Genomic DNA, 11,913 nt, shown 5'->3' with positions numbered 1-11,913 from the left:
CTTTACTCTCCGCCCGTCACGCGCAGCACCTCTTCCAGCGACGTCACGCCCGCCGCGAGCCAGCGCTCGCCGTCCTCGCGCAGCGTGCGCATGCCCTGCTTGCGGCCCGCTTCGAGAATCTCGGCATCCGCCGCGTTTCGATGGATGAGCGGGCGGATCGCGTCGTCGATCAGAAGCAGTTCATAGACACCGCGACGGCCGACATAACCCGACTGGCCGCACCGTTCGCAGCCGACCGGATGGTAACGCTTCGTGCCGTCTTCCTCGACGCGCTCTTCCTTGCATACCGGGCAGAGCTGGCGCAGGAGACGCTGCGCGAGCACGCCGAGCAGGGACGACGCCAGCAGATACGGCTCCACGCCCATGTCGGTGAGACGCGTGACGGCGGATGCGGCATCGTTCGTGTGCAGCGTCGCGAGCACCAGGTGACCGGTGAGCGATGCCTGCACCGCGATCTGCGCGGTTTCGAGATCGCGGATTTCACCGATCATGATGATGTCCGGATCCTGACGAAGAATCGAGCGCAATGCGCGCGCGAACGTCATGCCGATGCGCTCGTTCACCTGCGTCTGCCCGATGCCCGACAAGTCGTATTCGATCGGATCTTCCACCGTCATGATGTTGGTGGTCGTGGTTTCCAGACGCGACATCGACGCATAGAGCGTGGTCGTCTTGCCGGAGCCGGTCGGACCGGTCACGAGCACGATGCCGTGCGGGCGGCCGATCAGCTTGTCGAAGTGGACGAGCGTGTCGCGCGCCATGCCGAGCGTTTCGAGATTCAGGCGCTGCGCGTCCTTTTCCAGGAGACGCAGCACCGCGCGCTCGCCGTGGCCGGTCGGCAGTGTCGAAACCCGCACATCGACCGGACGTCCGCCCACACGCAATGTGATACGGCCGTCCTGCGGCAGGCGTTTTTCGGCGATATCGAGCTGCGCCATGATCTTGATACGCGAGATCAGCGCGCCGTGCAGCGCTTTCTTCGGGCGCACGACATCGCGCAACGTGCCATCGACGCGAAAGCGCACGACAGACGCGTTCTCGAACGGCTCGATATGAATATCCGATGCCTGCTCGCGCGCCGCCTGCGTGAGCAGCGCGTTGATCATGCGGATGATCGGCGCGTCGTCTTCCGATTCGAGCAGATCCTCGACTTCGGGAATGTCCTGCATCAGGCGCGACAGATCGACTTCGCCTTCCACTTCGCCGACCACTTGCGCCGCGCTGCCGTCGTTGCGCGCGTAGGCCGAATTGATCGCCGCGGCGAGTTCGGCGGCGGGCTTGCGCACGATCGACAACGCGCCGAAATTCCGCGCGACTTCGGCGAGCGCCGCGTCGGTCGTGCGCTCGCTGATCCATACCTCGATGCTGTCCGCGTGCTGGTGCGCGAGCAGAATCTGCCCGCTGCGCGCGAAGCCGTAGGGCACGAGCCGGGCCGCCAGCGGCGACGCCGCGCTGCTCGCGCTCTCGACTGCACCGTTGACCGTGCTCACGGCCGGACTCCCTGTTGGCCGTTCGTCGCGGCGTTACCCGGCAGGGTGTTGGTCGCCGCGTTGCCCGGCATCGCGTTGGTCGCGCCGTTCGCGGGAAGCGGATAGCTCTGCGGCGGCATCGTCGATTGCGGCGCGGACTGCATCGGCTGCGGCGCCGGACCTGCGTCCGGATTCTGCGGCAGCGTCGTGCTCGGTCCGGGGCCGCGCGTCGTGTTGCTCCAGTCCAGCAGATTCTGGGCCGGCGCGCCGCCGCCCTCGCTCGGACCGAGCGGCTTCGGCGGCATCACCGGCACATTCTGATCCTTGATGAGACGGTTGTCCGTCGTCGAGCCGTACTGCTGCTGACGCAGATAGTCATAGCGCGTGTTGGCGATCTGCGTGGAGGTCGCCTGATCGCGCACGATCACCGGGCGCAGAAACACCATCAGGTTGGTCTTCGTGCGCGTCTTGCTTTCGCTTCTGAACAGGCTGCCGATGAACGGAATGTCGCCGAGCAGCGGAATCTTGCTGTTGTTGTTGTTGTACTGATCCTGCATCAGGCCGCCGAGCACGACGATCTCGCCGTCATCCGCGAGGATGGTCGACTGCACCGAGCGCGTATTGATGGTCACGCCGCCCGGATCGTTCTTCGTCGTGGTATCGACGCTCGAATCTTCCTGATAGATCTGCATCTTGAGCACGCCGCCGTCGGTGATCTGCGGCTTCACGTGCAGCGTCACGCCGACATCGCGCCGGTCGAACGTGTTGAACGCGGTGACCGAGGTCGCGGCGTTCGCGGTCGGCGTGGCGTAGGAGCCCGTCACGACCGGCACGTTCTGGCCGACGACGATCTTCGCTTCCTCGTTGTCGAGCGTGATCAGGTTAGGCGTCGAGAGGATGTTCGCATCCGCCGACGTCGACAGCGCCTGCAACAGTCCGCCCAGACCGAACAGGTTGCCGAAACGGTGCAGCAGCCCGATGTTCACACCCTGCGCGAGCAGGCCCGTCGCCGAAGTGAGCGCGGACGGATTCTGCGCGATCGCGTTGCCCTGCAAGGTCAGATCGACGATATTCGTGTTGCCCTGGCCGAAGCTCGTGCTGCCGTAAAGCGCGTTGTTGCCGCTGTTGGAAAGCAGCGCGCCCTGCCACTGAATGCCGAGGTTCGCGCCCGAGGTCGCGGACAATTCGACGATCAGCGCCTCGATATAGACCTGCGCGCGGCGTGCGTCGAGCTGGTCGATCACGGCGCGCAGATTCCGGTAAACCGGGTCGGCCGCGGTGATGATCAGCGAGTTCGTCGCGGCATCGGCCTGGATCATGCCGCCGCCCTGGTCGTTGCCGGACTCGTTGTCCTTGTTCGACGAGAAGCTCGAGTCGCGGTTGCCGGTGCCGCCCGACATCGGATTGTTGCTGCTGCCCGTGCTGCCGCCGAGACCGCCCGGCAGAGGCGGCGTGCCGGACGTGCCGGTGGACATCGACGAACTACCGAGTCCGCTGCCGCTCTGGCCGAACGAATTCGAGTTCGAGCCGGAACCCGATGTATTGTCCGAATTGTTGTTGCCCTTGCCCATCATCCCGCGCAGCGTCTTGGCGAGGCGCGTGGCGTCGGCATTGCGCAGCGCGACGACGTGCATGTTGCCCGGCTGCGAGGTGGGCGAATCGAGCTTCTGCGCGAGTTGCTTCGCCGCGGCGAGGCGCGAGGCGCTGGACGCGCGGAACATCAGCGAGTTGGTGCGCGCGTCCGGCGTGACGGTGACTTTGAGCGTGGCGTCCGTGCTGCCGACCGCGCCAGGATCGAGCAGCTTGTTCATCTGCTCGGCGACGTCGATGGCGTTCGCGTTCTTCAGCGTCACGACATCGACGGAGCGGCCCGCCGCCGTATCGACACCCGCGATGATGCCCGCGATGCGGCGCACGTTGTCGGCGTAATCGGTGACGACGAGCGTGTTGTTCGCCGGATAGGCCGCGATAGTGTTGTTCGGCGAGATCAGCGGACGCAGCACCGGCAAGAGATTGTTCGCCGATTCGTTGCGCAACTGAAAGACCTGCGTGATCACCTGATCGCCGCGCGCGGCCGGCGCATTGCCGACATACGTGGGCACGCCCTGCAGCTTGGCGTCGGCCTCGGGCACGACTTTCAGGACGCCGTGATCCTGCACGAGCGCGAAGCCCTGCATGCGCAGCGACGACTGGAGCGTCTTCAGCGCCTGATCCTCGGGAACCGAATTCTCCGAGACCAGGTTGAGTTGCCCCTTCACGCGGGGATCGACGATGATCGTTTTGCCGGTAGCGGCGCCGATCGCTTTCGCGACCTGGTCGATGTCCGCATTGACGAAATTCAACGTCACTTGCGCGTGCGCGGCTTGCGCGACGATAAGTCCCGCCGCCAGCAGTGCCGTCGCGATACGACGCAGTGCCATAGGTTGTCTTCTCATGAATGTGATGTCAGAGCCGGGTCTCTGGGGAGCCGGCTAAGGCAGCACCGCTCCTCAGCCGAGAGCGCTGCTTATCGCGGCGTGGGACGAACAGTTCCGCCCCCTCGCGATCATTTTAAAAAATATGACGATAACAGCATAATGTAACGAAATTGTGCCAATTCGTTCCACATCAGGTCGCCCTTGCTGTTTCGTTCGATACCAATCCAGCGCTCTCAAGCTTTCGAATAACTTGCCGATAGACCGTACTTGGGGCGGTTCCAAAGGTCGGCCGATGCACGCGGGAGTCGAATTGTACCCCGTCCAGAAGTCTTATTATTCATACATTTAGAACACGTCCGATTGACAGGTCGGGTGGGTTCTTGTGTATGAGGACTTCCGTCGGTCAGCGAGGCGTATGTCTGATAGCCAACTTATGGTCTGATTCGTCAGCCGGTATGATACGGTCGGTTCCGCATTCCGGGCGGTTGCAAAATGGGCGGGTTTTCCCCATGCAGTCCGGCCGCGGGCGTTGATTTGTTGGCGTTGGCGCCAAGGCGCCGCAACGGCGGCATGACGTTCCGCATGGGCGGATGGAGTAGAAGGAAGATGAAGAGAACACTGCGATTACTTGCGATATGCGTGCCGCTCACAGCGGCCGCCTCCGCGCACGCAGACTGCTTCGACGAAGCAGCGAAGTACCAGAAGGTCAATCCGCTCATCCTGCGCGCGATCGCATGGCAGGAATCGCACAACAAGCCCGACGCCATCAACAAGAACGCCAATGGCTCGACCGATTACGGGCTGATGCAGATCAACTCGATCCATCTCAATACGCTGGCGCAGTACGGCATTTCGAGCGGCACGCTCATGGAGCCGTGCAAGAGCGTGTACGTCGCGGCCTGGCATCTGCGCCAGAAAATGAACAAGTACGGCAATTCGTGGCAGGCAGTCGGCGCTTACCATTCCGAAACACCTGCGCTGCGCGACAAGTACTCGGCACAGATCATCGAGATCCTGCGCCGCTGGAAACTGCTCCAGGCCACGCGCTGACCTTAGGCGCACTCGTCGCATGCGCGCCGCGTCCCGCGCGCATTTGATGCAAAATCCCCTATTCGATCGCCCGCGCCGTTCTAACGGCTGCGTGGGCTCGCGCTCGCGCGCTCCATTCCCCGTCACGCTTCCACTGCGATGAACCAGACGCCATTGCCCATTACCGTGCTATCGGGATTCACCGGCGCGGGTAAGACCACGCTCGTCGATGCCCTGCTCGCCAACGCCGACGACATCCGCATCGGCGCCGTGACATGCGGCAAGGCCGCGTCCGCCGCGGATCGCGAAACCACCGAACTGCCCAACGGCTGCCTCGTCCTGACGCTCTGCGACCAGTCGATGGAAGCGCTCGAAAGCGCGATCACCTGGATCGCGGAACAGCAGCGCTTCGATGCGATCGTCGTCGAGTTGCCGGGCGTCGCTCATCCCATGACGATCGCCGAGCATCTCGCGTTCGGCGATGACGACGACGCGACGCTCGCAGGCCGCGCGCATCTCGACACTTTCGTCACCGTGATCGATGCTGCGAGCTTCCTGCGCGACTATGCCTCTTCGGATTCGCTCGCCGAGCGCGGTCTTGCGCAAGAAGGCCACGACGACGAAGACGATCAGACAGTCGTCGAAACGCTCGTCGAACAGATCGAGTTCTGCGATGTCATCGTCATCAACAAGATCGATCTCGCCAGCGCGGACGAAGTGGAACGAATCGCGCGCATCCTGCACGGCCTCAATCCGCGCGCGCTCCAGGTGCGGGCGCAAGCGGGCAACGTGCCTTCCGGCGATGTGCTGAACACCGGCCGCTTCGATTTCGATGCGACCGCGAGCGCGCCCGGCTGGCTCGCGATTCTCAACGGCGAGCATGCTGCGAGCGACGAACCCGATGCATCCGGCGTCGGCCATTTCGTGTATCGCGCGCGCCGGCCGTTTCATCCCGAGCGCCTGTGGAACCTGCTGCATCAGGAATGGCCCGGCGTCCTGCGCGCGAAAGGCTTCTTCTGGCTCGCGACGCGCAGCGATGTCGGCGGTTCGCTATCGCAAGCGGGCGGCACGGTCCGGCATGGTCCGGCGGGGCTTTGGTGGGCGGCGCAAGATCGCAGCGAATGGCCGACCGACGACCCCGAACTCGAAGCGGAGATCGTTGCGGAATGGTATGGCGATCCGGATGACAACAGCATCGGTGACCGTCGGCAGGAACTGGTGCTGATCGGCGAGCATCTCGATCAGACCGCATGGCAGGACAAGTTCGACGCATGCCTTCGGACCGACGACGAATGGGCGCTCGGCCTCGATGGCTGGCAACGCTTCGCCGATCCGTTCCCCGCGTGGGAAGTCGAAGAACACGATCACGACCATGACCACGATCATGGTCCCCATTGCGATTGCGACGATCATCGGCACTGAAGGCTTGACCGCTTCGAAGGCGAAACACACAGCCGAAAAAAAACCCGCCAATGGCGGGTTATGTATATCGGGCTACTTCGATTCGAGTAGCCGCACAATCGGCAAGAAGCTTACCGCTTGTTCACTGCGTCCTTGAATGCCTTGCCAGCCGTAAACTTGACCGTCTTTGCGGCCGGAATCTTGATGGACTCGCCAGTCTTCGGATTGCGGCCGGTGCGCGCTGCGCGCTTTCCCGAGCCGAAGCTGCCGAAGCCGATCAACTGCACTGCGTCACCTTTCGAGACAGCCTTCTTGATCACTTCGAGCAACGTGTCCAGCGTTTCGCCGGTTTGAGCCTTGCTGGCGCCGGTCTGAGCGGCTACGGCGTCGATCAATTCCTGTTTGTTCATTAAGGTTCCTTTATCAGTTTAGGTTGACACGAACAGCGCGAACGCGCCGATTATACGTGCGCAAACCGTGCAGTCGAGTAGGGACGGCCTTCTGGCGCGCCCGCCCGACGAATCGGCGTTGTTACGCGCCATCTCACCGGCATTGCTCCACTTCGTCGCCTTCACGCCGCCTCTATACGCGGCGCTTGGTATGATAGCGCAGCGCAAACCCAATCAGGATAAGGGTTTCAAAGATTTACCCTTATATTTTTTGGGCTCCCGGCGGTTTTTTCAGCGCAGAACAACTGGGTCCGATCCATGCTACGCGAGCTGATCATCGAATACGGCCTGCCGTTGGTTTTTGCCAACGTTCTGCTCGAATGCCTCGGCCTGCCGCTCCCAGCCTTGCCCACATTGGTTTTGACGGGTGCGATCACGGTCTCCGCGAGCTTCGCATCGGGTGCGGTTTCGGGCTTCGCGTCGGGTGCGTGGGAGCCGCTCGCGGCGATCGTCGTCACGGCCAGCGTTGCCGCGCTCATCGGCGACACGCTTTGGTTCTGGCTCGGACGGCGCTACGGGAGCCGCGTGCTCGCCTTCATGTGCAAGGTCTCGATCTCGCGCGATACCTGCGTGAACCGCAGCCTCGACTTCTTCGGGCGCTTCGGCGTGCGCATCCTCGCATTGTCGAAATTCATTCCCGGCTTGTCGACGCTCGCGATTCCCGTCGCGGGCGCGACCGGCATCGGCTTGTCCAGCTTTCTCTTTTATGACGCGCTCGGCGCGCTGCTGTGGTCCGGCATCGGCGTCGCATTCGGCGCGATCTTCGCCGATCTCGTCGATCGCGCGCTCGCCTGGCTCGACCTGTTCGGACGCGGCGTGATCGTGCTCGCGGTCATCGCGCTCGCGCTCTATCTCGCCGTGCGCTGGTGGCAGCGCGTGTCGCTGTTGCGCAGGCTGCGCATGGCGCGCATCGATATCGCGATGCTGCGCAGGCTGCTCGATGGCGAACCGCCGCCGCTCGTCATCGACGTGCGCCGCCGCGAACGACGCGCGATGGACCCGTTCGCCATTCCCGGCGCGCTGCTCCTCCACGACGACGCCGCCACGCAGCTCGCCGGCATCGCCCGCGACCGCAAGCTCGTGACGTACTGCGACTGTCCGAGCGAAGTGTCCGCGGCGCTCGCCGCCAAGGAGCTGGTCGCGCATGGCTTCCACGATGTCGCACCGCTGCTCGGCGGACTCGCGGCATGGCGAGCGGCGGGCTACGCGCTCGAACCGTTGATGATCGAAGACGCGGTGAACGGCGTCGCGCGGGTCATCGCCAAGTCGTCTTCCGCCTGATTTGTCTTTCCCTATCGCATGACCGAATCCCTGCTTTTCGCGCCGCACGATCTTCCCGCGCGCTGGCGGCGCACGCGCGTCTTCACCTTCGTCGATACGACGTTCAGCGCCTTCCTTCCTCTTTGGCAGCGCTGGCGCGACGACGATGAACGTTGCGACCGGCTGCATGTCGTGGCCACTGCGACGCTGAACGCGCTGGACGATGCGCCTTCGACCGATGACGCATCGCCGCTCGCAACCGAGCTCGCGCGTGCGTGGCCGATGCGCGTGCAGGGCGTGCATCGGCTGGAGTTCGACGAAGGACGCGTGGTGCTGACGCTCGCCATCGGCGATGACGCGCACGAGATGCTGTCGAAACTCTGGCTGCGCGCCGATGCGTTCCATCTCGAAGCAACCGACGATCCGCGCAAGCTGTGCAAGACGCTCGCGCGTTTCGCCGGCGACGGCGCGACGGTCTGCGCGAACGTGTCCGGGCCGCTTCAAGTGCCCTTGCGCCGCGCAATGGAATCGTCGGGCTTCGAGTGCCTGTCGGTGGCGACGGACACGCCGCTCTTCGCACGCTTCGCCCCGCGCTGGCGCGTGCGCCGCCACGAACCGCCGCTTCCTTGCGCTGCGAGAACACGCGAGGCCATCGTCATCGGCGCGGGACTCGCGGGCTGCGCGGTGAGCGCGCGGCTCGCCGGGCGTGGCTGGCGAGTCACGTTGATCGATCGTCACGCGTTGCCCGCGCGCGATGCATCGGGCAATCCGGCGGGCGTGTTTCATCCTATCGTCTGGCGCGACGACAGCGTCGCCGCTCGCCTCACGCGCGCGGGCTTTCTCTACGCATTGCACCGATGGCACGCGCTCGAAGATACGAATCACGACCTGATGCGCAGCGACGCGGGCCTGCTTCAGATCGCCGATACCCCCGACGACGCCGATGCCCTCGCCGGCGCCATCGCGCGCTTCGCGTATCCATCCGACTACGTGCAGCCGATGACGCGCGACGATGCATCGCGCATCGCTGGCGTCGATGTCGCACGCGGCGGATGGTTCTTTCCGCGCGGCGGCGCGATCTCGCCCGCGGCCGTTTGCGCTGCGCAACTTGCCGACGGCGCGGCCCGGATCACGCCGCGCATGAAGACCGAAGTGACGCGCATCGCGCACGATGGCCACGTCTGGACAGCCTTCGATTCGAGCGGCGGCGAGATCGCCAGCGCGCCGGTGATGGTGCTCGCGAACGCACACGATGCCGCGCGTCTCGCCGGTCTGTACGGTGCGCCGACACGCAACGTGCGCGGTCAGCTCACCGTGCTCGATTCATCCGCGCTCGATGCCCTGCGCGCGCCGGTCGTCGGCGAAGGTTACGCGGTGCCGCTTGGCGCGGACGGCGCGCTCATCGGTGCGACCTATGACATCGACGATCCCGACCGCGACATCCGCGACGCCGGGCATCGGGAGAACATCGAGCGCGTTGCGGGCATGTTGCCGGATCTCTCGCGCGTGCCGGGAGAAATCCGCGCGGGCCGCGTCGCGTTCCGCTGCGTGACGAGCGACCGCATGCCGATGATCGGCCAGCTCGCCGATGAGAGCTCCGCGCGCCGCGATGCGCATCGGCTTTCGGGCGCGTGGCCGCTCGATCTGCCGCGCATGGCGGGTCTATATGGCGCGTTCGCATTCGGCTCGCGCGGGCTCGTCTGGGCGACGCTCGCGGCCGAACTGATCGCATCGCAGGTCGAAGGAGAACCGTGGCTCATCGAACGCGAACTCGCCGACGCCATCGACCCCGCCCGATTTTTGCTCAGGGCACTTCGTCATGGAGAAACCGGCTCGACATAGTTGTTCTCGGCGCGCTGTGGATAACCCGTCGAATTGCAGGCGAAACTCTTGTGAACGCGATGTGCACGTAAACGGGACAACTGCACCGTCACGTTTACGCGCCCAGAAGTTGTTCCGGGTTGACCGCGTCGCGCCAACATGTTTACTGCCCGCTTCTGCTTTGTCCAAATGATTGAATGAAAAGACGAAACCGAGGTTATCCACAGAAGCGGCGGGCTCTTGTTAACTACTACTACGTTTATATACAGTAAACCTGTAAACACCTGACGGCGAGGCCATCGGTCGGGCGTAAACGGAAAGTCCGGACGCCATGAAAGCAGCAACCGGTCAGCCTTTCCAGCCGGGACGAGAACAGGCAGTCGCTTTTACTTCATAAGAATCAGGAGCTTGGACTTTCTGTCAGGGGAACCGAGGTATGGCACAATCGCGCTTCTTCCTGCGTCGCGCCGTTCGGACGGCGACCGCTTCAATGGAACGATGGTTGCGCGCCAAGAATCTGATCAACGAAGCCGCGCCGTCGTTTGCTGTGTTCGGCCCGGCATTCGAGCAGGCGCCGCATGTGTTGCCCGTGTCACACGGATCCGAGATCTCCGGTGCGACATTGGGCGCGTGCAAGGCGCATCGCAGCCAGCCGAACGCGTCGTCTAATCCGTGCACGGCCCGACCGTGACGCCGTGTTCGTTCGCATTTCGTTTCGCCTGAATGAACCAACGCTCGCATAGCCGGGCGGATGCGCCTCGCCCGCGAGCGCGCGCCGTCGATGCGAGTCACGCAACGGAACGTGCACGCTCTGCTGCAGCTACGAAGGAGAAGCCAATACGATGAATTCGGCATTTTCATTTTTGCCCGTCTGGCCGCTCGAACCCGATGCCATTTTCTGGGCCGGTCTCGCGCTCATTACGGCGGGACTCGCCGGAGAGCTTTTATGGCGTGCGTGGCGCCTGCCGCGCATCACCGGTTTCGCGGTGATCGGGCTGATCGCTGGCAACGCGGGTCTCGGCGTGATCGACTCGAGCGCGGGCGGCCTGTCGCGGCCGCTGCTCGATGTAGCGCTCGGGCTGCTGCTCTTCGAACTGGGCGGGCGGCTCGATCTGCGCTGGATCCGCCGCAATCCGTATCTGATTCTGTCGAGCATCGCCGAGTCGACGCTCACGTTCGGCCTCGTGCTGATTGCGCTGACGCTGCTCAACGTACCGACGATGCCATCGGTCGTGGTCGCGGCCATCGCGATGGCCACGTCGCCCGCGATGGTCATTCAGCTGAAGACCGAACTGCGCGCCGAAGGCCAGGTCACGCAGCGTCTCTTGACGCTGACCGCGCTGAACAGCATGTACGCGGTGATCGTGGAGAAGCTCGCGGCCGGCGTGCTGCATCAGGAAATCTACGGCAATGCGCTCGCGACGATCCTGCAGCCGCTCTATCTTCTGATCGGCTCGCTGGTGCTCGCGTTCCTGCTCGCGCGTGCCTGCAACATGCTGGTCCGGCGTCTGCCCGCCAACGACGAGCATTCATTCGTCGCGCTATTCGGGCTCGTGCTGCTGGCGATCGCGGTCGCGCACATCTTCAAGCTATCGACGATTCTCGCGCTGCTCGCCGCGGGCATCATCGTGAAGAATGCCGACGAGCGGCCGCAACTCTGGCCGTCGCATTTCGGCTCCGCCGGATGGCTGCTCACCGTCATTCTTTTTGCGCTGACGCTGACGTCGTTCCACTGGCGCGATATCGCGCTCGGCGGCGTCGCGGCGCTCGGGCTGATCGTCGCGCGTTTCGTCGGCAAGCTCGTCGGCGTGCTGATTTTCGCGAAGCCGAGCGGACTCGACTGGAAGCAAGGCGCGGCACTCGGCGTCGCGCTGACGCCGATGTCGGCGCTCGCGTACGTGCTCGTCGACGACATGTACGTGCTCTATCCGGACTACGATCCGACGCTGCGCGCGATCATCATGTGCTCGATCGTCGTGCTGCAGATCGTCTCGCCTTTCGTGGTGTACCGTAGCCTGTCGGCAGTCGGCGAGCGGCGCGAGTGATCGCGCCCGCCCTGCCCAGGCA

Annotated in this window: 8 protein-coding genes; 5 read left to right on the top strand and 3 right to left on the bottom strand. The window is 64.1% G+C overall.

Annotation, left to right across the window (positions count from 1 at the left end; genetic code table 11):
• Positions 1 to 2: 2 nt before the first annotated feature.
• The gene (gene gspE / locus IAG25_RS30225; RefSeq protein WP_035499413.1) at positions 3 to 1,490 is read right to left on the bottom strand and encodes a type II secretion system ATPase GspE; all 1,488 of its coding nucleotides are present in this window, start codon (positions 1,488 to 1,490) and stop codon (positions 3 to 5) included.
• On the bottom strand, positions 1,487 to 3,889 hold the full coding sequence (gene gspD, locus IAG25_RS30220) for a type II secretion system secretin GspD (protein WP_187608112.1): 2,403 nt from the start codon (positions 3,887 to 3,889) through the stop codon (positions 1,487 to 1,489). The genes gspE and gspD overlap by 4 nt, the downstream gene beginning before the upstream one ends.
• 603 nt (positions 3,890 to 4,492) lie before the next feature.
• On the opposite strand from gspD, the gene IAG25_RS30215 reads away from it, so the two are divergent.
• Complete coding sequence (locus IAG25_RS30215) at positions 4,493 to 4,936, top strand: lytic transglycosylase domain-containing protein (protein WP_035499410.1); 444 nt, start codon at positions 4,493 to 4,495, stop codon at positions 4,934 to 4,936.
• Positions 4,937 to 5,074: 138 nt separating this feature from the next.
• Complete coding sequence (locus IAG25_RS30210; RefSeq protein ID WP_187608111.1) at positions 5,075 to 6,337, top strand: GTP-binding protein; 1,263 nt, start codon at positions 5,075 to 5,077, stop codon at positions 6,335 to 6,337.
• Positions 6,338 to 6,447: 110 nt separating this feature from the next.
• Here IAG25_RS30210 and IAG25_RS30205 read toward each other — a convergent pair whose 3' ends face one another.
• A complete protein-coding gene (locus tag IAG25_RS30205) occupies positions 6,448 to 6,726 on the bottom strand; it encodes an HU family DNA-binding protein (protein ID WP_008352404.1) in 279 nt (92 codons plus the stop codon).
• A 297-nt stretch (positions 6,727 to 7,023) separates the two neighbouring features.
• On the opposite strand from IAG25_RS30205, the gene IAG25_RS30200 reads away from it, so the two are divergent.
• The 3 genes from IAG25_RS30200 (at position 7,024) to IAG25_RS30190 (ending at position 11,891) form a co-directional block, all read left to right on the top strand.
• Complete coding sequence (locus IAG25_RS30200) at positions 7,024 to 8,046, top strand: VTT domain-containing protein (protein WP_187608110.1); 1,023 nt, start codon at positions 7,024 to 7,026, stop codon at positions 8,044 to 8,046.
• An 18-nt stretch (positions 8,047 to 8,064) separates the two neighbouring features.
• The gene (mnmC, locus tag IAG25_RS30195; RefSeq protein WP_187608109.1) at positions 8,065 to 9,867 is read left to right on the top strand and encodes a bifunctional tRNA (5-methylaminomethyl-2-thiouridine)(34)-methyltransferase MnmD/FAD-dependent 5-carboxymethylaminomethyl-2-thiouridine(34) oxidoreductase MnmC; all 1,803 of its coding nucleotides are present in this window, start codon (positions 8,065 to 8,067) and stop codon (positions 9,865 to 9,867) included.
• Between the two features lie 821 nt (positions 9,868 to 10,688).
• Positions 10,689 to 11,891: a cation:proton antiporter gene (locus tag IAG25_RS30190; protein ID WP_035499403.1), complete on the top strand. Its 1,203-nt coding sequence runs from the start codon at positions 10,689 to 10,691 to the stop codon at positions 11,889 to 11,891.
• Positions 11,892 to 11,913 lie beyond the last annotated feature (22 nt).

Origin of the sequence: Caballeronia sp. EK, from assembly GCF_014384845.1 — a bacterium.
Taxonomy (GTDB): domain Bacteria; phylum Pseudomonadota; class Gammaproteobacteria; order Burkholderiales; family Burkholderiaceae; genus Caballeronia; species Caballeronia jiangsuensis.
Note: the sequence above shows the minus strand (reverse complement) of the source record. Positions and strands in the feature narration are given on the sequence as shown.